The organism is Hansschlegelia zhihuaiae, assembly GCF_004103825.1.
Classification (GTDB): domain Bacteria; phylum Pseudomonadota; class Alphaproteobacteria; order Rhizobiales; family Methylopilaceae; genus Methylopila; species Methylopila zhihuaiae.
On record NZ_RYFI01000002.1, the window covers coordinates 1 to 22,973 of the forward strand.

38 protein-coding genes are annotated in these 22,973 nt (G+C 68.0%); 36 read left to right on the forward strand and 2 right to left on the reverse strand.

Features of this window, described 5'->3' with window-relative positions; translation table 11 throughout:
• From EK403_RS02250 to rplQ, 28 genes are all read left to right on the forward strand, one after another.
• Window positions 1-141 (forward strand): EF-Tu C-terminal domain-related protein (locus EK403_RS02250; protein ID WP_487327320.1); only part of this gene is annotated, 141 nt, incomplete at its 5' end.
• 74 nt (window positions 142-215) lie between these two features.
• Window positions 216-524: a 30S ribosomal protein S10 gene (gene rpsJ / locus EK403_RS02255; RefSeq protein ID WP_020178162.1), complete on the forward strand. Its 309-nt coding sequence runs from the start codon at window positions 216-218 to the stop codon at window positions 522-524.
• A 28-nt stretch (window positions 525-552) separates the two neighbouring features.
• Complete coding sequence (gene rplC, locus EK403_RS02260) at window positions 553-1,317, forward strand: 50S ribosomal protein L3 (RefSeq protein ID WP_128775895.1); 765 nt, start codon at window positions 553-555, stop codon at window positions 1,315-1,317.
• Window positions 1,317-1,940, forward strand: coding sequence for a 50S ribosomal protein L4 (gene rplD / locus EK403_RS02265; protein ID WP_128775896.1), 624 nt, complete (start codon window positions 1,317-1,319; stop codon window positions 1,938-1,940). The genes rplC and rplD overlap by 1 nt, the downstream gene beginning before the upstream one ends.
• The gene (locus EK403_RS02270; protein ID WP_128775897.1) at window positions 1,937-2,230 is read left to right on the forward strand and encodes a 50S ribosomal protein L23; all 294 of its coding nucleotides are present in this window, start codon (window positions 1,937-1,939) and stop codon (window positions 2,228-2,230) included. Before rplD ends, EK403_RS02270 begins: the two co-directional genes overlap by 4 nt.
• 1 nt (window position 2,231) lies before the next feature.
• Entirely contained in the window at window positions 2,232-3,068 is an 837-nt protein-coding gene (gene rplB, locus EK403_RS02275) for a 50S ribosomal protein L2 (protein ID WP_128775898.1), read from the forward strand.
• A gap of 12 nt (window positions 3,069-3,080) precedes the next feature.
• A complete protein-coding gene (rpsS, locus tag EK403_RS02280; protein WP_128775899.1) occupies window positions 3,081-3,359 on the forward strand; it encodes a 30S ribosomal protein S19 in 279 nt (92 codons plus the stop codon).
• Window positions 3,360-3,363: 4 nt separating this feature from the next.
• Window positions 3,364-3,753, forward strand: a complete 390-nt coding sequence (gene rplV, locus EK403_RS02285) for a 50S ribosomal protein L22 (RefSeq protein WP_128775900.1) — start codon at window positions 3,364-3,366, stop codon at window positions 3,751-3,753.
• Window positions 3,754-3,763: 10 nt separating this feature from the next.
• Complete coding sequence (gene rpsC, locus EK403_RS02290) at window positions 3,764-4,465, forward strand: 30S ribosomal protein S3 (RefSeq protein ID WP_128775901.1); 702 nt, start codon at window positions 3,764-3,766, stop codon at window positions 4,463-4,465.
• Window positions 4,466-4,488: 23 nt separating this feature from the next.
• A complete protein-coding gene (rplP, locus tag EK403_RS02295) occupies window positions 4,489-4,902 on the forward strand; it encodes a 50S ribosomal protein L16 (RefSeq protein WP_128775902.1) in 414 nt (137 codons plus the stop codon).
• Window positions 4,903-4,915: 13 nt separating this feature from the next.
• Window positions 4,916-5,125, forward strand: a complete 210-nt coding sequence (rpmC, locus tag EK403_RS02300; protein WP_128775903.1) for a 50S ribosomal protein L29 — start codon at window positions 4,916-4,918, stop codon at window positions 5,123-5,125.
• A gap of 12 nt (window positions 5,126-5,137) precedes the next feature.
• The gene (gene rpsQ / locus EK403_RS02305; protein WP_128775904.1) at window positions 5,138-5,410 is read left to right on the forward strand and encodes a 30S ribosomal protein S17; all 273 of its coding nucleotides are present in this window, start codon (window positions 5,138-5,140) and stop codon (window positions 5,408-5,410) included.
• 83 nt (window positions 5,411-5,493) lie between these two features.
• Entirely contained in the window at window positions 5,494-5,862 is a 369-nt protein-coding gene (gene rplN / locus EK403_RS02310; RefSeq protein WP_128775905.1) for a 50S ribosomal protein L14, read from the forward strand.
• Window positions 5,862-6,188, forward strand: coding sequence for a 50S ribosomal protein L24 (rplX, locus tag EK403_RS02315; protein WP_128775906.1), 327 nt, complete (start codon window positions 5,862-5,864; stop codon window positions 6,186-6,188). Before rplN ends, rplX begins: the two co-directional genes overlap by 1 nt.
• The gene (gene rplE / locus EK403_RS02320) at window positions 6,181-6,738 is read left to right on the forward strand and encodes a 50S ribosomal protein L5 (RefSeq protein WP_128775907.1); all 558 of its coding nucleotides are present in this window, start codon (window positions 6,181-6,183) and stop codon (window positions 6,736-6,738) included. The genes rplX and rplE overlap by 8 nt, the downstream gene beginning before the upstream one ends.
• Before the next feature lie 12 nt (window positions 6,739-6,750).
• A complete protein-coding gene (gene rpsN / locus EK403_RS02325) occupies window positions 6,751-7,056 on the forward strand; it encodes a 30S ribosomal protein S14 (protein WP_128775908.1) in 306 nt (101 codons plus the stop codon).
• A 10-nt stretch (window positions 7,057-7,066) separates the two neighbouring features.
• Window positions 7,067-7,465 (forward strand): 30S ribosomal protein S8, encoded by a 399-nt coding sequence (rpsH, locus tag EK403_RS02330; RefSeq protein ID WP_128775909.1) that lies wholly within the window; start codon window positions 7,067-7,069, stop codon window positions 7,463-7,465.
• Window positions 7,466-7,510: 45 nt separating this feature from the next.
• Window positions 7,511-8,044: a 50S ribosomal protein L6 gene (rplF, locus tag EK403_RS02335; RefSeq protein ID WP_128775910.1), complete on the forward strand. Its 534-nt coding sequence runs from the start codon at window positions 7,511-7,513 to the stop codon at window positions 8,042-8,044.
• 12 nt (window positions 8,045-8,056) lie between these two features.
• Window positions 8,057-8,419 carry a 50S ribosomal protein L18 gene (gene rplR, locus EK403_RS02340; protein ID WP_128775911.1) on the forward strand — a complete coding sequence of 121 codons (363 nt, stop codon included), beginning with the start codon at window positions 8,057-8,059 and terminating at the stop codon, window positions 8,417-8,419.
• Window positions 8,420-8,448: 29 nt separating this feature from the next.
• Window positions 8,449-9,015 (forward strand): 30S ribosomal protein S5, encoded by a 567-nt coding sequence (gene rpsE, locus EK403_RS02345; RefSeq protein ID WP_128775912.1) that lies wholly within the window; start codon window positions 8,449-8,451, stop codon window positions 9,013-9,015.
• 286 nt (window positions 9,016-9,301) lie between these two features.
• Entirely contained in the window at window positions 9,302-9,469 is a 168-nt protein-coding gene (gene rpmD / locus EK403_RS02350; protein ID WP_206659472.1) for a 50S ribosomal protein L30, read from the forward strand.
• A gap of 16 nt (window positions 9,470-9,485) precedes the next feature.
• Window positions 9,486-9,974 (forward strand): 50S ribosomal protein L15, encoded by a 489-nt coding sequence (rplO, locus tag EK403_RS02355; protein WP_128775913.1) that lies wholly within the window; start codon window positions 9,486-9,488, stop codon window positions 9,972-9,974.
• 86 nt (window positions 9,975-10,060) lie between these two features.
• Entirely contained in the window at window positions 10,061-11,398 is a 1,338-nt protein-coding gene (gene secY / locus EK403_RS02360; protein ID WP_128775914.1) for a preprotein translocase subunit SecY, read from the forward strand.
• Window positions 11,395-11,982 carry an adenylate kinase gene (locus tag EK403_RS02365; protein ID WP_128775915.1) on the forward strand — a complete coding sequence of 196 codons (588 nt, stop codon included), beginning with the start codon at window positions 11,395-11,397 and terminating at the stop codon, window positions 11,980-11,982. The genes secY and EK403_RS02365 overlap by 4 nt, the downstream gene beginning before the upstream one ends.
• A 230-nt stretch (window positions 11,983-12,212) precedes the next feature.
• Window positions 12,213-12,581 carry a 30S ribosomal protein S13 gene (gene rpsM, locus EK403_RS02370; protein WP_128775916.1) on the forward strand — a complete coding sequence of 123 codons (369 nt, stop codon included), beginning with the start codon at window positions 12,213-12,215 and terminating at the stop codon, window positions 12,579-12,581.
• Between the two features lie 85 nt (window positions 12,582-12,666).
• Window positions 12,667-13,056, forward strand: coding sequence for a 30S ribosomal protein S11 (rpsK, locus tag EK403_RS02375; protein WP_128775917.1), 390 nt, complete (start codon window positions 12,667-12,669; stop codon window positions 13,054-13,056).
• 126 nt (window positions 13,057-13,182) lie between these two features.
• Complete coding sequence (locus tag EK403_RS02380; RefSeq protein WP_128775918.1) at window positions 13,183-14,199, forward strand: DNA-directed RNA polymerase subunit alpha; 1,017 nt, start codon at window positions 13,183-13,185, stop codon at window positions 14,197-14,199.
• A gap of 49 nt (window positions 14,200-14,248) precedes the next feature.
• Window positions 14,249-14,665: a 50S ribosomal protein L17 gene (rplQ, locus tag EK403_RS02385; protein WP_128775919.1), complete on the forward strand. Its 417-nt coding sequence runs from the start codon at window positions 14,249-14,251 to the stop codon at window positions 14,663-14,665.
• Window positions 14,666-14,822: 157 nt separating this feature from the next.
• Here rplQ and EK403_RS02390 read toward each other — a convergent pair whose 3' ends face one another.
• A complete protein-coding gene (locus tag EK403_RS02390) occupies window positions 14,823-15,008 on the reverse strand; it encodes a hypothetical protein (protein ID WP_128775920.1) in 186 nt (61 codons plus the stop codon).
• A gap of 113 nt (window positions 15,009-15,121) precedes the next feature.
• Here EK403_RS02390 and EK403_RS02395 point away from each other — a divergent pair, with 113 nt between their 5' ends.
• The 6 genes from EK403_RS02395 (at window position 15,122) to EK403_RS02420 (ending at window position 20,127) form a co-directional block, all read left to right on the forward strand.
• Window positions 15,122-16,525 (forward strand): DegQ family serine endoprotease, encoded by a 1,404-nt coding sequence (locus EK403_RS02395; protein ID WP_128775921.1) that lies wholly within the window; start codon window positions 15,122-15,124, stop codon window positions 16,523-16,525.
• 5 nt (window positions 16,526-16,530) lie between these two features.
• Window positions 16,531-17,835, forward strand: a complete 1,305-nt coding sequence (locus EK403_RS02400; RefSeq protein ID WP_128775922.1) for a replication-associated recombination protein A — start codon at window positions 16,531-16,533, stop codon at window positions 17,833-17,835.
• A gap of 109 nt (window positions 17,836-17,944) precedes the next feature.
• A complete protein-coding gene (locus EK403_RS02405; RefSeq protein ID WP_164919468.1) occupies window positions 17,945-18,169 on the forward strand; it encodes a hypothetical protein in 225 nt (74 codons plus the stop codon).
• The gene (locus EK403_RS02410; RefSeq protein WP_128775924.1) at window positions 18,166-18,462 is read left to right on the forward strand and encodes a type II toxin-antitoxin system RelE/ParE family toxin; all 297 of its coding nucleotides are present in this window, start codon (window positions 18,166-18,168) and stop codon (window positions 18,460-18,462) included. Before EK403_RS02405 ends, EK403_RS02410 begins: the two co-directional genes overlap by 4 nt.
• Window positions 18,459-18,836 carry a fluoride efflux transporter CrcB gene (crcB, locus tag EK403_RS02415; RefSeq protein ID WP_128775925.1) on the forward strand — a complete coding sequence of 126 codons (378 nt, stop codon included), beginning with the start codon at window positions 18,459-18,461 and terminating at the stop codon, window positions 18,834-18,836. The genes EK403_RS02410 and crcB overlap by 4 nt, the downstream gene beginning before the upstream one ends.
• Before the next feature lie 58 nt (window positions 18,837-18,894).
• Window positions 18,895-20,127 (forward strand): RluA family pseudouridine synthase, encoded by a 1,233-nt coding sequence (locus EK403_RS02420; RefSeq protein WP_128775926.1) that lies wholly within the window; start codon window positions 18,895-18,897, stop codon window positions 20,125-20,127.
• A gap of 4 nt (window positions 20,128-20,131) precedes the next feature.
• Here the strand turns inward: EK403_RS02420 and EK403_RS02425 are convergent, their stop codons facing one another.
• Entirely contained in the window at window positions 20,132-21,424 is a 1,293-nt protein-coding gene (locus tag EK403_RS02425) for a DUF3616 domain-containing protein (protein WP_128775927.1), read from the reverse strand.
• Window positions 21,425-21,518: 94 nt separating this feature from the next.
• Here EK403_RS02425 and EK403_RS02430 point away from each other — a divergent pair, with 94 nt between their 5' ends.
• Entirely contained in the window at window positions 21,519-22,211 is a 693-nt protein-coding gene (locus tag EK403_RS02430; protein ID WP_128775928.1) for an HAD-IA family hydrolase, read from the forward strand.
• Window positions 22,208-22,973, forward strand: a 766-nt coding sequence (locus EK403_RS02435) for an ATP12 family chaperone protein (protein ID WP_128776179.1), incomplete at its 3' end; no start/stop codon positions are given. The genes EK403_RS02430 and EK403_RS02435, both read left to right, overlap by 4 nt.

A 22,973-nucleotide genomic window follows, 5' to 3' on the forward strand; every position in this document is an offset into this window, starting at 1 on the left:
GAGATGGTGATGCCGGGCGACAACATCGCGATGACGGTGGAGCTGATCGTTCCAATCGCGATGGAGGAGAAGCTGCGCTTCGCGATCCGCGAAGGCGGCCGCACCGTCGGCGCAGGCGTCGTCGCAACCATCATCGAGTGATTTGAGCTTCCCTGACGTGGGCGAGGCTGGCCGGCGAGCCGGCCGCCTCAGTCCCCGTGGAGACGGTTAAGACCATGAACGGCCAGAACATCCGGATCCGCCTCAAGGCGTTCGACCACCGCATCCTCGACACCTCGACCCGCGAGATCGTGTCGACGGCGAAGCGGACGGGCGCGCAGGTGCGCGGCCCAATTCCGCTTCCGACGCGGATCGAGAAGTTCACGGTGAACCGCTCGCCCCACGTCGACAAGAAGAGCCGCGAGCAGTTCGAGATCCGCACCCATAAGCGGCTCTTGGACATCGTCGACCCGACGCCGCAGACCGTGGACGCGCTGATGAAGCTCGACCTCGCCGCCGGCGTCGACGTCGAGATCAAGCTCTGATCGGAATCGATAGGTAAGGACGACGCACATGCGGTCCGGATTAATCGCACAGAAGCTGGGCATGACCCGCGTCTTCACGGACGCCGGCGAGCATGTTCCCGTGACCGTGCTCAAGGTCGACCAGTGCCAGGTCGTCGGCCACCGTACGGTCGAGGCGAACGGCTATGTGGCGCTCCAGCTCGGAGCCGGCTCGCGCAAGCCGAAGAACGTGACGCGCGCCGAGCGCGGCCACTTCGCCAAGGTCGAGGTCGAGCCCAAGCGCAAGCTCGTCGAGTTCCGCGTCTCGGACGACGCCGTGATCCCGGTGGGCGCCGAGCTCACCGCCGATCACTTCGTCGCCGGCCAGCGCGTCGACGTCACCGGCACCTCGACCGGCAAGGGCTTCGCCGGCGCCATGAAGCGCTGGAACTTCGGCGGCCTGCGCGCCACCCACGGCGTGTCGATCTCGCACCGTTCGCACGGTTCGACCGGCGGCCGTCAGGATCCCGGCAAGGTCTTCAAGAACAAGAAGATGGCCGGCCATCTCGGCGACGAGCGGGTCACCACGCAGAACCTCAAGGTCGTCTCGACCGATCCGGAGCGCGGGCTGATCCTCGTCGAGGGCGCGGTTCCGGGCGTCAAGGGCGGCTGGATCCTGGTGCGCGACGCCGTCAAGACCCGCTTGCCGGACGGCATTCCGATGCCGGGCAAGTTCCGCGAGCGCGACGCCTCGAACGGCCAGTCGTCGAATGCGGCCGCCGAGACCCCGGCCGAGCCGGCGGCCCCTGAAGCTTCCGCCGAGGAGACCGCGTGATGGTCGAGATCGCGATCACCAAGGCCGACGGCAAGTCGGGCGACACGGTCACCTTGTCCGATGACATTTTTGGGCTCGAGCCCCGCGTGGACATCCTGCACCGCGTCGTGCGCTGGCAGCTCGCCAAGCGGCAGGTCGGCTCCCACAAGACGCTCGGCCGCTCGGACATCGCCCGCACGGGCAAGAAGATGTATAAGCAGAAGGGCACCGGCCGAGCGCGCCACGCGCAGGCCTCCGCGCCGCAGTTCCGCGGCGGCGGACGCGCCTTCGGCCCGGTCGTGCGCTCCCATGAGCACGACCTGCCGAAGAAGGTGCGGGCGCTCGGCCTGAAGCACGCGCTGTCGGCCAAGGCCAAGGACAGCCAGATCGTCGTGCTCGACAGCTTCACGCTCGGCGAGGCCAAGACCAAGTCGTTCCTGGCCGAGATCGCCAAGCTCGGCTTCTCGAACGCGCTCGTGGTCGACGGGTCGGAGGTCGACTCCAACGTGAAGCTCGCGGCCCGCGCGATCCACACGGTCGACGTGCTGCCCGTCCAGGGCATCAACGTCTACGACATCCTCCGCCGCGACACCCTGGTCCTGACCAAGGCGGCCATCGATGCGCTGGAGGCGCGCTTCAAATGACCGATCTGCGCCACTACGACGTCATCCGCTCGCCGATCATCACCGAGAAGGCGACCTACGCGTCCGAGCAGAACAAGGTCGTGTTCAAGGTCTCGGACACGGCCACCAAGCCGCAGATCAAGGCGGCGGTCGAGAAGCTCTTCGACGTCAAGGTCGTGAGCGTGAACACGCTTGTCCGCAAGGGCAAGGAGAAGCGGTTCCGCGGTCGCCTCGGCCGTCAGGGCGATCAGAAGCGGGCGATCGTGACGCTCGCCGAAGGCCATTCCATCGACGTGACGACGGGGCTCTGAGATGGCGCTCAAGACTTACAATCCGATCACCCCGAGCCTTCGCCAGCTGGTGATCGTCGACCGCTCGGCGCTCTACAAGGGCAAGCCGGTCAAGCAGCTCACCGAGGGCCTCAAGTCCTCCGGCGGCCGCAACAATCATGGCCGCGTCACCGTCCGCTTCCGCGGCGGCGGCCACAAGCGGACCTACCGGCTGATCGACTTCAAGCGCCGGAAGGTGGACGTGCCGGCGACCGTCGAGCGGATCGAGTACGACCCGAACCGCTCGGCCTTCATCGCGCTCATCCGCTACGCCGACGACGAGCTCGCCTACATCCTCGCGCCGCAGCGCCTGAACGTCGGCGACACGGTCGTCTCGGGCGCGCAGGTCGACGTGAAGCCCGGCAACGCGATGCCGCTCGGCGTCGCGCCGGTCGGCACGATCGTCCACAATGTCGAGATCAAGATCGGCCGCGGCGGCCAGATCGCGCGCTCGGCCGGCTCCTACGGCCAGATCGTCGCGCGCGATCAGGGCTATGTGACGCTGCGCCTGTCGTCCGGCGAGCAGCGCCTCGTCCACGGCCAGTGCTTTGGCACGGTCGGCGCGGTGTCGAACCCGGACCACGCCAATATCAGCCTCGGCAAGGCCGGCCGTTCGCGCTGGCTCGGCCGTCGCCCGCACAACCGCGGCGTCACCATGAACCCGGTCGATCATCCGCATGGCGGCGGCGAAGGCCGCACCTCGGGCGGCCGTCACCCGGTCACCCCCTGGGGCAAGCCGACCAAGGGCAAGCGCACCCGCTCGAACAAGGCGACCGACAAGTTCATCGCCTCGAGCCGGCACGCCCGGAAGAAGAAGTAAGGGAGCCCGACAATGTCTCGTTCAGTCTGGAAGGGCCCCTTCGTCGACGGGTACCTGCTGAAGAAGGCGGACGCCGCGCGTTCGTCGACCCGTTCCGAGGTCATCAAGACCTGGAGCCGCCGCTCGACGATCCTGCCGCAGTTCGTGGGCCTCACCTTCGGGGTCTACAACGGCCAGAAGCACATCCCCGTGTCGGTCTCTGAAGAGATGATCGGCCACAAGCTCGGCGAATTTGCTCCGACGCGCACCTTCTACGGTCACGCGGCGGACAAGAAGGCCAAGAGGAAGTAAGGACATGGGCAAGCCAGCCGCCAAGCGCGCGCTTCCCGAGAACGAGGCCAAGGCCGTGCTGCGCATGGTCCGGATCTCGCCGCAGAAGCTGAACCTCGTGGCCCAGATGATCCGCGGCAAGAAGGTCGAGACGGCGCTCGCCGACCTGACCTTCTCGCGCAAGCGGATCGCCGGCCAGGTGAAGAAGACGCTCGAGAGCGCGATCGCCAACGCCGAGAACAACCACGATCTCGACGTCGACGACCTGATCGTCTCGGAGGCCTTCGTGGGCAAGTCGATCGTGATGCGACGGTTCTCGCCGCGCGCCCGCGGCCGCGTGGGCACGATCCAGAAGCCGTTCTCGCACCTGACGATCGTCGTTCGTCAGGTCGAGGCGCAGGCGGCGAAGGCCTGAGGAGAAGACGATGGGTCACAAGGTCAACCCGATCGGGCTTCGGCTCGGCATCAACCGCACCTGGGATTCGCGCTGGTTCGCGAGCAAGGGCGAGTACGGCAAGCTCCTCAAGGAGGACGTCGCGATCCGCGACGCCCTGCTCAAGGACCTGAAGCAGGCGGCGGTCTCCAAGATCGTCATCGAGCGGCCGCACAAGAAGTGCCGCGTGTCGATCTATTCGGCGCGTCCGGGCATCGTGATCGGCAAGAAGGGCGCGGACATCGAGAAGCTTCGCAAGAAGGTCAGCTCGATGACCTCGTCGGAGGTGCACATCAATATCGTCGAGGTGCGCAAGCCCGAGATCGACTCGACGCTGGTCGCGGAGTCGATCGCCCAGCAGCTCGAGCGCCGCGTGGCGTTCCGCCGGGCGATGAAGCGCGCCGTCCAGTCGGCGATGCGCCTTGGCGCCGAGGGCATCCGCATCAACTGCGCGGGCCGTCTCGGCGGCGCCGAGATCGCTCGCACGGAATGGTACCGCGAGGGCCGGGTGCCGCTGCACACGCTGCGCGCCGACGTCGACTACGGCGTCGCGACCGCCAAGACCGCGATGGGCACCTGCGGCGTCAAAGTCTGGATCTTCAAGGGCGAGGTCATGGAGCACGACCCGATGGCTCAGGACCGCCGCCTGAACGAAGGCGAGGGCGGCCGTCCGTCCCGCCGCGACCACGCGTGAGCGGGGCCGCGAGGAGTTAAGCCATGCTGCAACCGAAGAAGACCAAGTTCCGCAAGCAGTTCAAGGGCCGCATCAGCGGCGCCGCGAAGGGCGGATTCGAGCTGGACTTCGGCGCCTACGGCCTGAAGGCCCTCGAGCCGGAGCGCGTCACCGCGCGCCAGATCGAGGCCGCCCGCCGCGCGCTGACCCGCCACATGAAGCGCGCCGGCCGCGTCTGGATCCGCGTCTTCCCGGACGTGCCGGTCTCGAAGAAGCCGACCGAAGTCCGTATGGGCAAGGGCAAGGGCGCGAACGAGTTCTGGGCCGCCAAGGTGAAGCCCGGCCGCATCATGTTCGAGATCGACGGCGTGCCGCTCGACGTCGCTCGCCAGGCGCTGACGCTCGCGGCCGCGAAGCTGCCGATCCGGACCCGTTTCGTCCAGCGCGTGGCCGAGTGAGGAGCTTGAGACGATGACCAAGGCTCAGGACTACCGCGCGATGACGCCGGATCAGCTCGACGACGAGCTCGTGAAGCTGAAGAAGGAGCAGTTCAACCTGCGCTTCCAGAAGGCCACGGGCCAGCTCGAGAACACCGCCCGCGTAAGGCTCATCCGGCGCGACATCGCCCGGGTGCGCACCGTCGCGACCACCAAGCGCGGCGAAGCCGCCGCGAAAGCCTGAGGAGGGACCGAGATGCCGAAGAGAGTCCTGCTCGGGACCGTGATTTCCGACAAGAACGCCAAGACCGTCGTGGTCAAGGTGGAGCGCCGCTTCACGCATCCGCTGCTGAAGAAGACGGTCCGCCGGACCAAGCACTACCACGCCCATGACGAGGACCAGACCTTCAAGGTCGGGGATCTTGTGTGGATCGAGGAGAGCCGCCCGATCTCGCGGCTGAAGAGATGGGTCGTGAGGCCCGACGCGTCGGTCGATCCCGACGCTTCCGCCCCGCCGCCCACCGAGTGAGCGACATCTGAAACGGCCCGCCGGGCGAGGTCCGCTAGACCAAGCGGATACCGGTCCGGGCGTAATCGAGAAGGCTTAAGGCCATGATTCAGATGCAGAGCAATCTTGACGTCGCTGACAACAGCGGCGCCAAGCGCGTGATGTGCATCAAGGTTCTGGGCGGCGCCGGCCGCCGCTACGCCGCCGTCGGCGACATCATCGTGGTGTCGGTGAAGGAGGCGATCCCCCGCGGCCGCGTGAAGAAGGGCGACGTCATGAAGGCGGTCGTCGTGCGCACCGCCAAGGACATCCGCCGCATGGACGGCTCGGTGATCCGCTTCGACCGCAACGCCGCCGTTCTGATCAACAATCAGAAAGAGCCGGTCGGCACGCGCATCTTCGGCCCGGTTCCGCGCGAGCTGCGCGCCAAGAACCACATGAAGATCATCTCGCTTGCGCCGGAGGTGCTGTGATGGCCGCCAAGATCCGCAAGGGCGACAAGGTCGTGGTCCTGGCCGGCAAGGACAAGGGCAAGACCGGCGAGGTGCTGAAGGTGCTCCCGAAGGAGACGCGCGCCGTCGTGCAGGGCGTCAACGTCGTGATGAAGCACCAGCGCCAGACCCAGAACCAGGAAGGCGGCATCATCCGCAAGGAGGCCGCCATCCATCTCTCGAACATCGCGCTCGCCGACCCGAAGGACGGCAAGCCGACGCGCGTCTCCTTCAAGATCGAAGGCGAAGGCGCGAACCAGACGAAGGTCCGCGTCGCTGCGCGGTCCGGGGAGCGGATCGATGGCTGAGGCCGCCTACACGCCGCGCATGAAGCGGCATTATGACGACGTGGTGCGGGCCCAGCTCATCGAGGAGTTCGGCTACAAGAACCCGATGGCCGTTCCGTCGATCGAGAAGATCGTGCTGAACATGGGCGTCGGCGAGGCCGTGGCGGACTCCAAGAAGGCCCAGAACGCGGCCGGCGAGCTCGCCAAGATCGCCGGCCAGCGGCCGGTGATCACCAAGGCCCGGACCTCGATCGCGACCTTCAAGCTCCGCGAGGGGCAATCGGTCGGCTGCAAGGTCACGCTGCGGCGCGCCCGCATGTACGACTTCCTGGACCGGCTGGTCACGATCGCGCTGCCGCGCGTCCGGGACTTCCGCGGCCTGAACCCGAAGAGCTTTGATGGCCGCGGCAACTACGCCATGGGCATCAAGGAGCACATCGTGTTCCCCGAGATCGAGTACGACAAGATCGATCAGGTCTGGGGCATGGACGTCATCGTCTGCACGACGGCGAAGTCTGACGACGAGGCGCGCGCTCTGCTGCGCGCCTTCAACTTCCCCTTCAGGCAGTGACGGGAGGATCGCATGGCTAAGAAAAGCGCGGTCGAGAAGAACGAACGTCGCCGCAAGCTGGTCGCCCGCTTCGCCGCCAAGCGCGCCGAGCTGAAGGCGATCGCCAAGAACCCGAACCTCGACCTCGAGGATCGGTTCGCGGCCCGCCTGAAGCTCGCGGAAATGCCGCGGAACGGCTCGAAGACCCGCATCCGCAACCGGTGCGACGTCACCGGCCGTCCCCGCGCGTATTACCGCAAGCTCGGCATTTCGCGCATCGCGATCCGTGAGCTGGGCTCGAAGGGCCTGGTTCCGGGTCTCCTGAAGTCGAGCTGGTGAGGAGGGGAAAATGGCTGTGAACGACCCCCTCGGCGATATGCTGACGCGCATCCGCAACGCGCATATGCGGAACAGGACGACCTGCTCGACGCCGGGTTCGAAGCTCCGCCAGCACGTCCTCGACGTGCTGCAGGCGGAAGGCTACATCCGCGGCTACACGCAGACCGAGCTCGCCAATGGGCGGACCGAGTTCGAGATCGAGCTGAAATATTATGACGGCGCGCCCGTCATCCGCGAACTGCAGCGCGTCTCGAAGCCGGGCCGCCGGGTCTACGCTTCGGTGAACAACCTGCCGCGCGTGGCGAACGGCCTCGGCATCTCGATCCTCTCCACGCCGAAGGGCGTGATGGCGGATCACGACGCCCGCGACAACAACGTGGGCGGGGAGATCCTCTGCCGCGTCTTCTAAAGACGCCGGCAGAGGGTTTTTCGGTTCGGAATTAGGAGAGCGATCATGTCGCGCATCGGCAAGAAGCCGATCGACGTGCCGTCGGGCGTCACCGCGGCGGTCGACGGTCAGAACGTCAAGGTCAAGGGTCCGAAGGGCGAGCTCGCCTTCCGGGCGCATGACGACGTCGTCCTCGAGTTCAAGGACGGCAAGCTCACGGTCACGCCGCGGGAAGAGACCAAGCGGGCGCGCTCGATGTGGGGCATGTCCCGGACCATGGTGTCGAACCTCGTCGAGGGCGTCACCAAGGGGTTCGAGAAGAAGCTCGAGATCACGGGCGTCGGCTACCGTGCGTCGGTCCAGGGCAAGAACCTGGTGCTGGCCCTCGGCTACAGCCACGACGTGATCTACCCGATCCCGGACGGGATCCAGATCGTCGCGGGCAAGCCCACGGAAGTGACGATCACTGGCGTCGATCGCCAGCGGGTCGGTCAGGTGGCTGCAGAGATCCGTGATTTCCGCCGGCCCGAGCCCTACAAGGGCAAGGGCGTGAAATATGCGGGCGAGTTCATCTTCCGCAAGGAAGGCAAGAAGAAGTAAGGACGACGCGCCATGGCGAAGAATCTTGCGACTGAGGCGCGCCGCCGGGCGCGCGTGCGCCGCGCGCTTCGCGCCGCGGCGGGTGGGCGTCCGCGCCTGTCGGTGTACCGTTCGTCGAAGCAGATCTACGCGCAGATCATCGACGACTCGAAAGGCGTGACGATCGCCTCGGCCTCGACGCTCGACAAGGGCTTCAAGGCCGAGAGCAAGACCGGCGCCGACATGGCCGCCGCGGCCGCCGTCGGCAAGCTGGTGGCCGAGCGCGCCGCCGCGGCCGGCGTCAAGGACGTCGTGTTCGACCGCGGGTCGTACATCTATCACGGCCGGGTCAAGGCCCTGGCCGAGGCCGCCCGTGAGGGCGGGCTCAACTTCTGAAGCCCGCTCGAGGCGAGAGGAAATAGAACATGGCTCGTGAGCCCAGAGAGAACCGCCGCGATCGCGACCGCGAGGACAGCGAGTTCGTCGACAAGCTGGTCCACATCAACCGCGTCGCCAAGGTGGTGAAGGGCGGACGTCGCTTCGGCTTCGCCGCGCTCGTGGTCGTGGGCGACCAGAAGGGCCGCGTGGGCTTCGGTCACGGCAAAGCCCGCGAGGTGCCGGAGGCGATCCGCAAGGCGACCGAGAGCGCCAAGCGCGGCCTGATCCGCGTGCCGCTCCGCGAGGGCCGGACGCTGCATCATGACGTCGACGGCCGCCACGGCGCGGGCCGCGTCGTGCTGCGCGCGGCGCCGGCCGGCACCGGCATCATCGCCGGCGGCCCGATGCGCGCCGTGTTCGAGACGCTCGGCGTCCATGACGTCGTCGCGAAGTCGCTCGGCTCCTCGAACCCGTACAACATGGTGCGCGCGACTTTCGATGCGCTGAAGGCCGAGGATTCGCCGCGCTCGGTCGCGGCGCGCCGTGGCCTCAAGGTCTCGACGCTCCAGGCCCGCCGCCGCGACGTCGACGCCGACGCGGTCGCCGAAGGCTGATCTCAAGGTTTGAAGGAGGCTGACAATGGCCGACAAGGACGACAAGAAGGCCGCAGCCGCCGACGAGACGAAGGCTGCTGGGAAGAAGGCGGCTCCGAAGGCTGCGGCGGAGAAGGCTGCGCCCAAGGCCGAGGCCAAGGGCGACGCTCCGGCGCGCGCCAAGAAGCCGGCCAATAAGGGCCAGGTCCGCAAGGCCGCGAAGAAGGCCGTGCGCAAGGAAGCGGTGAAGAGCGGGGCCAAGGCCGCGCCGAAGCCGCGCGCAAAGAAGGCGCCGAAGGGCGACGTCGTGACGGTCGTGCAGACCGGCTCGTCGACCCGCCGTCCGTTCGACCAGCAGCAGACGCTGGTCGGGCTCGGCCTCGGCCGCATCGGCAAGCGTCGCGAACTGACCGACACGCCGGCCGTGCGCGGCATGATCGCCAAGGTCGCGCATCTCGTGCGCGTCGAAGCGTAAGGCCGGGAGAGACAAGATGAAACTCAACGAGCTCCACGACAATCCCGGCGCCACCAAGAACCGGATGCGCGTCGGCCGCGGCATCGGCTCCGGCAAGGGCAAGACCGGCGGCCGCGGCGTGAAGGGTCAGAAGTCCCGCACCGGCGTCGCGATCAAGCAGTTCGAGGGCGGCCAGATGCCGCTCTATCGTCGTCTGCCGAAGCGCGGCTTCACCAACATCTTCGCCAAGGACCTCAACGAGGTGAACCTCGCACGCCTGCAGCAGGCCGTCGACGCCAAGAAGCTCGACGCCTCGAAGCCGGTGACCGAAGAGGCGCTGGTCGAGGCCGGCGTGCTGTCGAAGAAGCGCGACGGCGTGAAGGTGCTGGGTCGCGGCGAGTTGAAGACCAAGCTGGACCTCGAGGTCTGGGCCGTGTCGAAGACGGTCGCGGACGCGATCGAGAAGCTCGGCGGCAAGGTGACGCTGCTCGCGCCCGCCCCCAAGGCGGATGCGGACGCGGCCTGAAGCGCCTATCTAACGACGCGCGACGCCTCCGGGGGCCATGCGACCCTTGGGGGCGTCGTTCGGTTTGTCCGACCATGAGGGCGTAAATGGCTTCCGCCGCTGAGCAGCTCGCCGCCAATCTCAACTTCTCGGCCTTCTCGAAGGCGAGCGAACTCAAGAAGCGCATCTGGTTCACGCTCGGCGCGCTGATCATTTACCGGCTCGGCACCTACATCCCGATGCCGGGCATCAATCCGAGCGCGCTCGCGGAGGTGTTCCGCCAGCAGTCGACGGGCATCATCGGCCTGTTCAACATGTTCTCGGGCGGCGCGGTCGGCCGCATGGCGATCTTCGCGCTCGCCATCATGCCCTACATCTCCGCCTCGATCATCGTGCAGCTGATGACCTCGGTCTCGCCGCACCTCGAAGCCCTCAAGAAAGAGGGCGAGCAGGGCCGCAAGGTCATCAACCAATACACCCGCTACGGCACCGTTGCGCTCGCGGCCGTGCAGGCCTACGGCATCGCGGTCGGCCTCGAAGGCCAGGCGAACGTCGTGGTCGATCCTGGCTGGTTCTTCAAGATCTCGACGGTCATCACGCTGACCGGCGGCACGATGTTCCTGATGTGGCTCGGCGAGCAGATCACTGCGCGCGGCATCGGCAACGGCATCTCGCTCATCATCTTCGCCGGCATCGTGGCCGAGCTGCCTTCGGCTGTCGCCGGCACGCTCGAGCTCAACCGCCAGGGCGCTCTGTCGACGGCGCTGATCCTCGGCGTCATCACCATGGCAATCGTCGTGATCGCTTTCATCGTCTATATGGAGCGGGCGCAGCGCCGGCTGCTGATCCAGTATCCGAAGCGACAGGTCAGCCAGAACCGGATGACCGGCGGCGAGAGCTCGCATCTGCCGCTCAAGCTCAACACCGCGGGCATCATCCCGCCGATCTTCGCCTCGTCGCTTCTGCTGCTGCCGACCACGATCGCAAACTTCTCGGCGCAAGGTCAGGCCGCCGGCTGGCTCACCAGCATCACGGCCTATCTGGCCCATGGTCGGCCGCTGTACATGGCGCTCTATGTCGCGCTGATTGTGTTCTTCTCGTTCTTCTACACCGCGATCGTCTTCAACCCGAAGGAGACGGCCGACAACCTGAAGAAGTATGGCGGCTTTATTCCCGGCATCCGTCCGGGCGAGCGCACCGCCGAATATATCGACTATGTGCTGACTCGGATCACGGTCGTCGGCGCCGCCTACATCGCGCTGGTCTGCGTGATTCCCGAGATTTTGATCTCCTACGCCGCCGTGCCATTCTACTTTGGCGGGACTTCGCTGCTGATCGTTGTGTCGGTTACGATGGACACGGTCGCGCAGGTTCAGGGACATCTCTACGCCGCGCAGTATGAGGGCCTCATCAAGAAGGCCAAGCTTCGAGGGAAACGCAGATGAGATTGATCCTGCTCGGACCGCCTGGCGCCGGCAAGGGAACGCAGGCCGAGCGGCTGGTCGAGAAGCACGGCATCGTGCAGCTCTCGACCGGCGACATGCTGCGGGCGGCGGTCGCGGCCGAGACGCCGGTCGGGCTCGAGGCGAAGGATCGCATGGCGCGCGGCGAGCTCTGCCCGGACAGTCTCGTGGTCGGCGTCGTGGCGGAGCGAATCGTCCAGCAGGACGCGCATAACGGCTTCATCCTCGACGGCTTTCCGCGCACGCTGGCGCAGGCCGAGGCGCTCGACCGGATGCTCGACGAGAAGAACCTCAAGCTCGACGCGGTGATCGAACTCGTGGTCGACGAGAACGCGCTGCTCGAGCGCGTCGAGCGCCGGGCCCGCGAGGCCGCCGCGGCCGGCAAGCCGCTGCGCCCCGACGACGCGCCCGAAACGGTCCGCAAGCGGATCGCGGATTTCAGGGCCGTCACGAGCCAGCTCCGGCCGTTCTACGAGGCCAAGGGCCTGCACGCCAAGATCGACGGCATGCGCCCGATCGACGAGGTGGCACAGGAAATCGACGACGCCCTGAAGGCGGTCGCCTGAGGCGATTCGCACCGATCGGCGATCTTACCTGGAGTCGTGGCGCTTTTGGGGTTGACGCCGCCGCCCCAAAGGGCTACGCGCACGCCTTCACCGAAAGCAAGCGGAGACGCGGGCATATCGCCGTGCGGTCTCTTTTCGGCGTTTCAGCATCTTGCGCGCAAGGGCCGGCCTCCACCGGACGCGCGCCCGACCCGCCGGTCTTCGGTCCGGCCGATATGGAGGAGAGAAGAATGGCCCGCATCGCCGGCGTCAACATTCCGACGAACAAGCGCGTCGTCATCGCGCTTCAGTACATTCATGGCATCGGCGCCAAGAAGGCGGGCGAGATCTGCGAGAAGGTCCAGATCCCGGCCGAGCGTCGCGTCAACCAGCTGACCGACGCCGAGGTCATCCAGATCCGCGAGACGATCGACCGCGATTATATGGTCGAGGGTGACCTGCGCCGTGACGTCGCGATGAACATCAAGCGCCTGATGGACCTCGGCTGCTATCGGGGCCTGCGCCACCGCCGCGGCCTTCCGGTCCACGGCCAGCGCACGCACACCAACGCCCGCACCCGCAAGGGCAAGGCGAAGCCGATCGCCGGCAAGAAGAAGTAATTCGTTCGCGCCGCCGGCTGGTCCGGCGGCGCCTTTTGTCCCGAGCGCCTGGCATTACGGGCGCGCCTGAAGGATCGAGAGCCAAATGGCCAAGGAAGCCCAGCGCATTCGCCGTCGCGAACGCAAGAACATCGCGTCCGGCGTCGCGCATGTGAACGCCACCTTCAACAACACGATGATCACCATCACCGACGCCCAGGGCAACACGGTGTCGTGGTCGTCGGCGGGCTCGCAGGGCTTCAAGGGCTCGCGCAAGTCGACCCCCTATGCGGCGCAGGTCGCCGCCGAGGATGCCGCGAAGAAGGCCGCCGAGCACGGCATGCGCACCCTCGAGGTCGAGGTCCGCGGGCCGGGCTCGGGCCGCGAGTCGGCGCTCCGCGCGCTGCAGGCCTCGGGTTTCATGGTGACGTCGATCCGCGACGTGACCCCGATCCCGCACAATGGCTGCCGGCCGCGCAAGCGCCGGCGCGTCTGACGTCGCGTTTGGACTGATGCGCCCCGACGCTCCGGGGCGCATGCCCGTTTCGGCCCCCGCGCTTTGCGGCGAGCCTCATCCGCCGGGCGAGGGCGGCCCGCGGCGACTGACGAAGGATGCACTCAAGTGATCCAGAAAAACTGGCAAGACCTTATTAAGCCGAACAAGCTCGAAGTCTCGGCCGGCCACGACGGCAAGCAGAGCGCCACGATGGTCGCGAGTCCGCTCGAGCGCGGATTCGGCCTCACCCTCGGCAACGCGCTGCGCCGGATTCTCTTGTCTTCGTTGCAGGGCGCGGCCGTCACCTCGGTGCATATCGACGGCGTGCTGCACGAGTTCTCGTCGATTCCGGGCGTCCGCGAGGACGTGACCGACATCGTCCTCAACATCAAGGACGTCGCGATCAAGATGCAGGGCGAAGGCCCGAAGCGGATGGTGCTGCGCAAGCAGGGCCCCGGCCAAGTGCACGCCGGCGACATCCAGGTGGTGGGCGACGTCCAGATCCTGAACCCCGACCTGGTGCTCTGCACGCTGGACGAGGGCGCGGAGATCCGCATGGAGTTCACGGTCGACACCGGCAAGGGCTACGTGCCGGCCGACCGCAACCGGCCCGAGGACGCGCCGATCGGCCTCATCCCGGTCGACAGCCTCTATTCGCCGGTCAAGAAGGTCTCGTACCGCGTCGAGAGCACCCGCGAGGGCCAGAACCTCGACTTCGACAAGCTGACGCTGAACGTCGAGACCAACGGTTCGATCACGCCCGAGGACGCGGTCGCGTACGCGGCGCGCATCCTGCAGGACCAGCTCGAAGTCTTCGTGAACTTCGAGGAGCCCAAGAAAGAGCAGGCGCCGTCCTCGATCCCCGAGCTCGCCTTCAACCCGGCGCTGCTCAAGAAGGTCGACGAGCTCGAGCTCTCCGTGCGCTCGGCCAACTGCCTGAAGAACGACAACATCGTCTATATCGGCGACCTCATCCAGAAGACCGAAGCCGAGATGCTCCGCACCCCGAACTTCGGCCGCAAGTCGCTGAACGAGATCAAGGAAGTGCTCGCCCAGATGGGCCTGCACCTCGGCATGGAGGTCGGCGGCTGGCCGCCGGACAACATCGACGAACTCGCCAAGCGTTTCGAAGAACACTACTGAGGTCGGAGACCGGCGGGCCCTCCGAGGTCCCGGTCCGAGGAGAAGAAAAATGTCGATGCACGGCCGGCGGGGACGCCGCTTCAACCGGCTTCAGAGCCACCGCAAGGCGATGTTCGCCAACCTCGCCCAGTCGCTGATCGAGCACGAGCAGATCGTCACGACGCTTCCGAAGGCCAAGGACCTGCGTCCCGTGGTCGAGAAGCTGGTGACGCTCGCCCGTCGCGGCGACCTGCACTCCCGCCGCCTCGCGATCGCGGAGCTCCGCCACGTTCCGACGGTGCAGAAGCTCTTCGACGTGATCGCGCCGCGCTACAAGGAGCGTCCGGGCGGCTATCTGCGCATCATCAAGGCGGGCTTCCGCCATGGCGACAACGCGGCCGTCGCGGTGATCGAGTTCGTCGACCGTGACGTCGACGCCAAGGGCAAGGCCGACCGCGAGCGCGCCGAGGCCGCCGAAGCGGCTTAAGCTTCATGCGCCGCACGAGGATCTGACGGGAAGCGGCCGGAGACGGCCGCTTTTCGTTTTTCCTCTCCCTCTTGCGGAGAAGGCGGCGGCGAAGCGGCCAGATGAGGGGCGCAGGCGGCGCAACGTCAGTCGCCTGCCCTGCAGCGCGGAGTTCGCCTCACCGTCGCGACAAGACGATCATAACAGCGCCGACCAGCGCGAGGCCTGCGCCGTACCAGGTCCACTCGATGTCGTTGATCATGAAGCTTTCCCGCGGCCAGGCGATCACGCCGAGCCCCTGGCCGATCCACAGAAGGCCGGCCGCGACGCAGGCGAGACCGATCAGCAGGACGATCGTCTTCATAGCCATGCTCCTCATGGGGACCGGAGGACCGGAAAGGCCGCCCAAGTCGGGCGATCCCGCACTATATTTGCGAATGTCCGCGTGATCGCCAAGGTATCGTCAGGGATCGTCTCATGCGCATCGCCACGGCTCTGATCGGAGCCGCCATCGCACTCTCGGCCGCGGCTCCGGCCGACGCCCAGGAGCGCCGCCTCCCCGAGAGCCGGCAGGAGATCAAGCTCTCCTTCGCGCCCGTGGTGGCGCAGACGACGCCCGCGGTAGTCAACATCTATGCGACCCGCACCGAGCGGCGGCGGCGCAACCCGATCCTCGACGACCCGTTCTTCCGCCAGTTCTTCGGCGATGGCGGGCCTTTGCCGCAGGACCGGGTGCAGCGCTCGCTCGGTTCCGGCGCCATCGTCTCGGACGACGGGCTCGTGGTGACCAACAACCATGTGGTCGAGGGCATGACGGAGATGCGCGTCGCGCTCTCCGACAAGCGCGAATTCCCGGCGAAGCTGATCCTCAAGGACACCCGCACCGACCTCGCGGTGCTCAAGATCGGCGACGGCCGAGAGAAGTTTCCCTGGCTGCGCTTCGCGGACTCCGACGCGCTGGCGATCGGGGACCTTGTGCTCGCGGTCGGCAACCCCTTCGGCGTCGGCCAGACCGTGACCTCCGGCATCGTCTCGGCGCTTGCGCGCACGCAGGTCGGGGTCGGGGATTTCCAGTCGTTCATCCAGACCGACGCCGCCATCAATCCGGGCAATTCGGGCGGCGCGCTGGTGGACCTCGACGGCCGCCTGATCGGCATCAACACCGCGATCTTCTCGCAGTCCGGCGGCTCGGTCGGCATCGGCTTCGCGATCCCCTCCAACATGGTCCAGGTCGTGGTGTCTTCGGCCCGCTCAGGCTCGAAATCCGTCACGCGACCCTGGTTCGGCGCGGATCTGCAGAGCGTCACCGCCGAGATCGCCGAGAGCATGGGGATGAAGCACCCGGGCGGCGCGCTGGTGGCGGGCGTCGCCAAGGGCTCGCCCGCCGCGAGCGCCGGCGTCGAGCAGGGCGATCTCGTCACCGCCGTGGACGGCCGTCCGGTCGACGACGTCGAAGGCTTCTCGTTCCGCTTCGCCACGCGGCCGATCGGCGGGCAGGCGACGGTGACGGTGCAGCGGCAGGGCAAGCCGCGGGACCTGAAGGTCGCGCTCGCGGCCGCGCCGGAAATCCCGCCGCGCGACCAGCGCACCATCGGCGGCGAATCGCCCTTCACGGGCGCGACGGTCGCGAACCTCTCCCCCGCGCTCGCCGAGGAGATGTCGCTGCGCTCCGATTTGAAGGGCGTGGTGGTGGCCGAAGTCGCGAGCGGCTCGATCGCCGAGCGCCTCGGCTTCCAGAAAGGCGACGTCGTCCGCGAGGTCAACGGCGCGCGCGTTCCTGACGCGCGCGAGCTCGAGCGGGTCTCGGAAAAGGGCGGCCGGCAGGGCTACTGGAAGGTCACGATCGAGCGCGACGGGCAACTCGTGACGAGCGTGTTTTAAGTACCATGGCGAACCTCTTCGAAGCGGCTGGCCTCGAGCGCGACGCCCCGCGGCCGCTCGCAGATCGGCTTCGGCCCAAGACGCTCGGCGAGGTCATCGGGCAGGAGCATCTGCTCGGCCCCGACGGCGCGCTCGGCCGCCTGGTCGAGGCCGGATCGCTCGGCAGCCTGATCTTCTGGGGACCGCCCGGCACGGGCAAGACGACCGTCGGCCGGCTGCTCGCCGACGCGACCGACCTCGCCTTCGAGCCGATTTCGGCGATCTTCTCCGGCGTCGCGGATCTCAAGAAGGTGTTCGACGCCGCCCGCGCGCGCCGGCAGACCGGCCGCGGCACGCTGCTGTTCGTCGATGAGATCCACCGCTTCAACAAGGCCCAGCAGGACTCGTTCCTCCCCGTCATGGAGGACGGCACGGTCACGCTGGTCGGCGCGACGACCGAGAACCCGTCCTTCGCGCTGAACGCCGCGCTTCTGTCGCGCGCCCGCGTGCTGGTGTTCCGATCGCTCGACGCCGAGGCGCTCGAAAAGCTGCTGTCACGCGCCGAAGCCATCGAGGGCAGGGGACTGCCGCTCGACGCGGGCGCCCGCGCCGCCTTGATCCGCATGGCCGACGGCGACGGCCGCGCGGCGCTCACGCTGTCGGAGGAGATCTGGCGGGCGGCGCGGAAAGGCGAGGTCTTCGACGCCGAGCGCGTCCAGGAGGTCGTGCAGCGCCGCGCGCCGATCTACGACAAATCCGCGGACGGCCACTACAATCTGATCTCGGCGCTGCATAAATCGGTTCGCGGCTCGGACCCCGACGCCGCGCTCTACTGGCTCGCGCGAATGCTCGACGCGGGCGAGGACCCGCTCTATCTCGCCCGCCGCCTGATCCGGATGGCCTCGGAGGACATCGGCCTCGCGGATCCGCAGGCGCTCGTGGTGGCGATCGCCGCCCGCGACGCCTATGAGCAGCTCGGCACGCCCGAGGGCGAGCTCGCGCTGGCGGAGTGCGTGGTCCACCTCGCCACCGCGCCGAAGTCGAACGCGGTCTATGTCGCCTACAAGCGCGCGCGGGCGGCGGCCAAGGAGCACGGCTCCCTCGTCCCGCCCAAGCACATCCTCAACGCGCCGACCAAGCTCATGAAACAGGAAGGCTACGGTTCGGGTTACGACTACGACCATGATGCGCCCGACGCCTTCTCGGGCCAGGACTACTTCCCCGAGGCGATGGGCCGCCGCGCTTTCTACGACCCGCCCGACCGCGGCTTCGAGCGCGAACTCCGGAAGCGGCTGGAATACTGGGCGAAACTGAGGGCGGAGCGCGGGTGAGGTGGTTTGGCCGTCCGACGGCATGATACGATTCAAATGGCGTCTTCATTGACTTCGAGTGAATGGCGCGGTGACGGAGACCAGTCTGCTCTCTGCGGGGCGAAGCCAGATGACGAAATCCCTCGACGCGATTCTGGACAAGGTCAGCCGACTGCCCGCCGTCCGCCAGGACGAGATCGCCAGGCTGCTCGAAAAACTCGTCGACTTCGGCGATGGCGACGGGTCACGGCTCTCGGCTTCCGACTGGGCTGAGGTCGACCGGCGGCTTTCCGCTGACGTACGTTATGCAAGCGACGAGGACGTGGCGGCGTTCTTCCGTGAAGCCCTCTCGTGAATGTTGGGCTCCGTGAGGAGGCGCTCGACGATCTTCGCCGCATTCGCGATTGGTACGTTGCGCGCAATCCCGTGGTCGCCCGCGCCATGATCTCGAGAGTGCAGGATCGTTTGAACCAGTTGACCGATTTTCCAGAGATCGGCGCGATCGAGGCGGGGAGGCCGGACCGGACGCTGTACGTGCCCGGCACGCCGCTCGTCGTCGTTTACCGGATCGACGCGACTTCGGACTTGGTTGACGTCATTGCCGGCGTCGACGCGCGGCGCGATCCCCTCTCTCGGCGTCGCCCATGATCCCGGTCTTCTTCGTCGCGCTTGGCGGCGCGCTCGGCTCGGTCGCGCGCTACGGCGTCAATGTCGCGACGATGCGAGCCTTCGGGTTCGGCTTTCCGTGGGGCACGCTGACCGTGAACGTCGTGGGCGGCCTCGTCATGGGTCTGCTCGCGGCGTTTCTCGCGCTGAAGGTCGAGGCGCCGCCCGAGATCAAGCTCTTCCTGATGACCGGCGTGCTGGGCGGCTTCACCACCTTCTCGGCCTTTTCGCTCGACGCCGTCATGCTGTGGGAGAGAGGTCAGCCCGGGCTCGCCGCGGCCTATGTGGCGGCCTCGGTCGCGCTGTCGATCGGCGCGGTCGTCGCCGGCCTCGCGCTCGGACGCGCGCTGGGATAGTGGAGAGCGTTCTCCAGGCGCATGCTCGCGCCTGTCGCGCCGGAAAGACTGAAGTCCGATGTCCAAAGCACCAGCCCGCGGGCCCCGCGGCGCGTCCAAACGAGGAGGCTCGATCTTCGGCGCTCGCCGTCCCGACGGGCGCCCGACCCGCGCCGCGGCGAAGAAGGCGGCGGACGGCCAGTTCCGCGCGCCCGCCAAGCCGCGGCCGGCCGTGAATCCGAAGGACGAGGTCCGCCTCGAGACCGCGAAGCCTTTGCCGTCGCTGCCGGGCAAGTCGGCCGGCGTGCAGTCGATCCCGGTGCGCGCCGCGGAAGAGGGCATGCGGCTCGACCGCTGGTTCAAGGAGCGCTTCCCGGCGCTCGCCTTCGGCCATCTCCAGAAGCTCTGCCGCACCGGCCAGATCCGCGTCGACGGCGCCCGCGCCAAGACCGCGACCCGGCTCTCCGCCGGAATGACGGTGCGAGTGCCGCCGCTGAAGGACGAGAGCGAAGGCGAGGGCGGAGTGGCCAAGCCGGCCGTCCGCCGCCCGGAGATTGACGACCGCGACGCGCGCGAGCTGAAGGCGATGACGCTGCACGAGGACCGCGACGTGCTGGTCCTCAACAAGCCCTTCGGGCTCGCGGTGCAGGGCGGCTCCGGCATGACGCGGCATGTCGACGGCATGCTGGCGAGCTTACGCGACCGCGACGGCCAGAAGCCTCGCCTCGTGCACCGCATCGACAAGGACACGGCCGGCGTCCTGGTGGTGGCGAAGACAAGGCTCGCGGCCTCCGAGCTCGCCCGCGCCTTTCGCTCGCGCTTCGCCCGCAAGGTCTATTGGGCGCTGGTCCCGGGCGTGCCGCGCGTCCGGCAGGGCCGCATCTCGACCTATCTCGCGAAAGGCGAGGGCGACGGGCCGGCCGGCGAGCGCATGATGGTCGCCGAGCACGGCGACGACGGCGCGAGCCACGCGCTAACCTATTACGCTGTCGTGGACCATGCCGGGCACAAGCTGTCCTGGCTGTCGCTCAAGCCGGTGACCGGCCGCACGCACCAGCTGCGCGCCCATTGCGCGCATATCGGCCACCCGATCGTGGGCGATCCGAAATATTTCAACGTCGAGAACTGGGAATTGCCCGGCGGGCTGCAGAACCGGCTGCACCTGCTCGCCCGCCGGCTGGTTTTGCCGCTGCCGTCCGGCAACGTCCTCGACGTCTCGGCGCCGCTGCCGCCGCACATGGCGCAGTCCTGGAGCCTGCTCGGCTTCGACGCCTCGCGCTACGACCCGATCGTCGACGCGCCGGAGGACTGAGGCCTCACAGCGGCTCCGGGGCCTCGAACAGGTCCGCGAGCACGCCGCCGCCCTTGAGCAGTCGCGCGCGGGCCGGCGTGTCGTAGGCGACGAGCAGGACGGGCCGCGCGCCCGGCTCCATCCGCACCATGGTCGCGCCCTCGGCGTGTTCGTCGCCGGGGCCGAAGGGCAGATCGAGCGTCCGCTCGACCGTCTCGCGGGGCGCGACGGAAGAGTCCTGCGCGCCGAGTCCGCCGCGCCAGCGATAGAGCCGCACGGGCCCGTCGAGGTCCATTGTGGGACCGGCGAGGATCACGAGATCCTGGCCGTCGACCAGCAGCGACCTGACGCCGAGCCCGTCGAGGTCGAGGAAATGGCGGCGGATCAGGTCGCCGTCCTCGAATTTCTTGAGCTTCAGCCGCCCGCTCTTCTTCGCGTTGAACTTCATCTCCAAGATGGTGGCCCAGCCGCGCAGGACCGGGCCTCGCAAGCCGAGGAAGATGCGGTCCTTCACCACCACCATGCCCTCGACGTCGAGCCCGTTGTCCTTGGACGGGATCGCCATGAACGGGCCGAGATGCTCGTCCTTGTGGAGATGTTTCGACAGCGCGCTGCCCTTCGACGTCATCCTGAGTGCGCCGGCGCGGCGGTCGCGCTTGCCGCCATCGAGCGCCGGCGCGGCCGCAGCGAGCGTCGGAACCCCCGGCCGGTCGCCGGCGATGAGCGGAATGCGGCCGAGCAGGAAGCGGTTCGCCTCCTGCTCGACATGGGTGAGCTTGTCCAGCGCCTGTTCGGTCGTGTCGCCGCCGCCCGGCTTCTTGCGCTTGAGGCTGTGCGAGCCCACGACCCAGAGGAAGCCGTCGGCCACCGCAAGGCCTTCGATGTCCGCTTCCTGCTCGACGCCGTTCGGAAAGTCGAAGAAATCGTGGAGATCGTACCGGACGTGCCTGCCGAAGCCGACGACCCGCCCCGTCTTGTCGCGCTCGACTGTCAGCCTTTCGAGCGAGGCGCCCTCGTCGGCGCCGACCCAGAGGCTTTCGCCCTCGCCGATCGCAGCTATGGCCGAGACGTCCTCGCGGATCTGTCCCTTGGAGGCCGAGGGGTCGTGGAACACGAGCGGGATCTGCCCGACGCGCCTGGGTCGTCGGCGCGCGAGCACGACCTTGGATAGGCGCGCGAACTCGTCCTCTTTCACTCCAAGCCACGCAAGCACCTTTTCTGGCGCCTCGCCGGCCTCGACGTCCCGCATGCCGGCGGCGACCATGCGCAGCGACGGCGTCTCGCCGCCGGTCCTCGTTTTGGCTTTCGCGTTCGCCATGTTTTCGACGCTCCTGATGAAGCACGTGATCTAGGGCGCGCGGCCGCGCCGCCATGGTCTTGTGCGGTCGGCGGCCCGCAGGCTAGGTCAGGGCATGGCATCGCTCTCCCCGCCATTGCTGGTGATCTTCGACGTCGACGGCACGCTGCTGGACAGCCAGCGCGCGATCGTGGCGGCGATGACCACGGCCTATGAGTCGCACGGCCTGGCTCCGCCGAGCCGGCGCGCCATCGTGGGCGTCGTCGGGCTGTCGGTCGCGGAAGCCGTGGCGGAGCTGTCGCGCGAGGCGCCCGATCATCCGCGCGAGGCGATCGGCGAGGCGTTCAAGGAGAGCTTTCGGCAAGGCCTCGCCCACGCGCCGGACGAGTCCGGGCTCTATCCGGGCGCCGCGGATGTCCTCGATGCGCTTGTCGCCCGCGAAGACGTCCTGCTCGGCCTCGCCACCGGCAATTCGCGGCGCGGCGTCGAACGCCTGGTCGCGCGCTTCGGGCTGGAACGCCACTTCGTCACCACCCAGTCGGCAGACGACGCGCCCTCGAAGCCGCATCCCGCGATGGTTCATCAAGCCTGCGTCGAGGCGGGCGTGCCCGCGGAGCAGGCCGTGGTGGTGGGCGACACCAGCTTCGACATGGCGATGGCGCGCGCCGCGGGCGCCAGGGCGATCGGGGTGTCCTGGGGCTATCACGCGCAGGACCGGCTGTTCGCGGCCGGCGCCGAGCGGGTGCTGTCGTCCTTCGCAGAGCTTATTCCCGCGCTCCGCCTCGTGGATCCGGCGGACGCGGCGTGAGCGACGGGGCGAAGGCCGCGACCGCTTCTTTGCCGAAGCGCTTCTACAAGGAAGCGCAGGTCATTGTGACGGCTGAAGGATTTGCAATCGCACTCGACGGGCGCCACGCCCGCACCCCGGCCAGGGCGCCGCTCGCGCTGCCGACGGCTGCCCTGGCCGAGGCGGTCGCCGAGGAATGGCGCGCGCAGGGCGAGGCCATCGACCCGTCGACCATGCCGCTCACCCGCCTCGCCAATGTCGCGATCGACGGCGTCGCGCAGGAGGCCGAGGCGGTCGCGGCCGAGATCGTGAAATATGCCGGCAGCGACCTTGTCTGCTATCGGGCGGAAGGTCCCGAGCGCCTTGTCGCACGGCAGAGCGAGCTATGGGACCCGGTGCTCGCCTTCGCCCGGGAAGAACTCGGCGCCCGCTTCATGCTGGCCGAGGGCGTGATGTTCGTCGGCCAGCCGGAGGAGACGCTTGCGGCGGTCGACCGGGCGACCCCGCGCGACGATCCGTTCGTGCTGGCCGCGCTCAGCACGATGACGACGCTGACCGGCTCCGCCCTGATCGCGCTCGGAGTGTTGCGCGGCCGTTTCACGGCGGCGGCCGCCTGGGAGGCCGCGGAGGTCGACGAGGCATGGAACGCCGAGCTCTGGGGCGCCGATTCCGAGGCCGAGGCGCGCCGCGCCCTCCGCTGGCGCGACATGGCGGCGGCCGCGCGGATGGCGGCGCTGGCGCGGACTTCACCTCTCCCCGGCGGGGAGAGGTCGGTCCGAAGGG

Bases quoted from the DNA above. Each gene is read 5' to 3' on its own strand.
- rpsJ (WP_020178162.1), top strand. From the start codon at position 216: ATGAACGGCCAGAACATCCGGATCCGCCTCAAGGCGTTCGACCACCGC.
- rplC (WP_128775895.1), top strand. From the start codon at position 553: ATGCGGTCCGGATTAATCGCACAGAAGCTGGGCATGACCCGCGTCTTC.
- rplD (WP_128775896.1), top strand. From the start codon at position 1,317: ATGGTCGAGATCGCGATCACCAAGGCCGACGGCAAGTCGGGCGACACG.
- EK403_RS02270 (WP_128775897.1), top strand. From the start codon at position 1,937: ATGACCGATCTGCGCCACTACGACGTCATCCGCTCGCCGATCATCACC.
- rplB (WP_128775898.1), top strand. From the start codon at position 2,232: ATGGCGCTCAAGACTTACAATCCGATCACCCCGAGCCTTCGCCAGCTG.
- rpsS (WP_128775899.1), top strand. From the start codon at position 3,081: ATGTCTCGTTCAGTCTGGAAGGGCCCCTTCGTCGACGGGTACCTGCTG.
- rplV (WP_128775900.1), top strand. From the start codon at position 3,364: ATGGGCAAGCCAGCCGCCAAGCGCGCGCTTCCCGAGAACGAGGCCAAG.
- rpsC (WP_128775901.1), top strand. From the start codon at position 3,764: ATGGGTCACAAGGTCAACCCGATCGGGCTTCGGCTCGGCATCAACCGC.
- rplP (WP_128775902.1), top strand. From the start codon at position 4,489: ATGCTGCAACCGAAGAAGACCAAGTTCCGCAAGCAGTTCAAGGGCCGC.
- rpmC (WP_128775903.1), top strand. From the start codon at position 4,916: ATGACCAAGGCTCAGGACTACCGCGCGATGACGCCGGATCAGCTCGAC.
- rpsQ (WP_128775904.1), top strand. From the start codon at position 5,138: ATGCCGAAGAGAGTCCTGCTCGGGACCGTGATTTCCGACAAGAACGCC.
- rplN (WP_128775905.1), top strand. From the start codon at position 5,494: ATGATTCAGATGCAGAGCAATCTTGACGTCGCTGACAACAGCGGCGCC.
- rplX (WP_128775906.1), top strand. From the start codon at position 5,862: ATGGCCGCCAAGATCCGCAAGGGCGACAAGGTCGTGGTCCTGGCCGGC.
- rplE (WP_128775907.1), top strand. From the start codon at position 6,181: ATGGCTGAGGCCGCCTACACGCCGCGCATGAAGCGGCATTATGACGAC.
- rpsN (WP_128775908.1), top strand. From the start codon at position 6,751: ATGGCTAAGAAAAGCGCGGTCGAGAAGAACGAACGTCGCCGCAAGCTG.
- rpsH (WP_128775909.1), top strand. From the start codon at position 7,067: ATGGCTGTGAACGACCCCCTCGGCGATATGCTGACGCGCATCCGCAAC.
- rplF (WP_128775910.1), top strand. From the start codon at position 7,511: ATGTCGCGCATCGGCAAGAAGCCGATCGACGTGCCGTCGGGCGTCACC.
- rplR (WP_128775911.1), top strand. From the start codon at position 8,057: ATGGCGAAGAATCTTGCGACTGAGGCGCGCCGCCGGGCGCGCGTGCGC.
- rpsE (WP_128775912.1), top strand. From the start codon at position 8,449: ATGGCTCGTGAGCCCAGAGAGAACCGCCGCGATCGCGACCGCGAGGAC.
- rplO (WP_128775913.1), top strand. From the start codon at position 9,486: ATGAAACTCAACGAGCTCCACGACAATCCCGGCGCCACCAAGAACCGG.
- secY (WP_128775914.1), top strand. From the start codon at position 10,061: ATGGCTTCCGCCGCTGAGCAGCTCGCCGCCAATCTCAACTTCTCGGCC.
- EK403_RS02365 (WP_128775915.1), top strand. From the start codon at position 11,395: ATGAGATTGATCCTGCTCGGACCGCCTGGCGCCGGCAAGGGAACGCAG.
- rpsM (WP_128775916.1), top strand. From the start codon at position 12,213: ATGGCCCGCATCGCCGGCGTCAACATTCCGACGAACAAGCGCGTCGTC.
- rpsK (WP_128775917.1), top strand. From the start codon at position 12,667: ATGGCCAAGGAAGCCCAGCGCATTCGCCGTCGCGAACGCAAGAACATC.
- rplQ (WP_128775919.1), top strand. From the start codon at position 14,249: ATGTCGATGCACGGCCGGCGGGGACGCCGCTTCAACCGGCTTCAGAGC.
- EK403_RS02390 (WP_128775920.1), bottom strand. From the start codon at position 15,008: ATGAAGACGATCGTCCTGCTGATCGGTCTCGCCTGCGTCGCGGCCGGC.
- EK403_RS02395 (WP_128775921.1), top strand. From the start codon at position 15,122: ATGCGCATCGCCACGGCTCTGATCGGAGCCGCCATCGCACTCTCGGCC.
- EK403_RS02400 (WP_128775922.1), top strand. From the start codon at position 16,531: ATGGCGAACCTCTTCGAAGCGGCTGGCCTCGAGCGCGACGCCCCGCGG.
- EK403_RS02405 (WP_164919468.1), top strand. From the start codon at position 17,945: ATGACGAAATCCCTCGACGCGATTCTGGACAAGGTCAGCCGACTGCCC.
- crcB (WP_128775925.1), top strand. From the start codon at position 18,459: ATGATCCCGGTCTTCTTCGTCGCGCTTGGCGGCGCGCTCGGCTCGGTC.
- EK403_RS02420 (WP_128775926.1), top strand. From the start codon at position 18,895: ATGTCCAAAGCACCAGCCCGCGGGCCCCGCGGCGCGTCCAAACGAGGA.
- EK403_RS02425 (WP_128775927.1), bottom strand. From the start codon at position 21,424: ATGGCGAACGCGAAAGCCAAAACGAGGACCGGCGGCGAGACGCCGTCG.
- EK403_RS02430 (WP_128775928.1), top strand. From the start codon at position 21,519: ATGGCATCGCTCTCCCCGCCATTGCTGGTGATCTTCGACGTCGACGGC.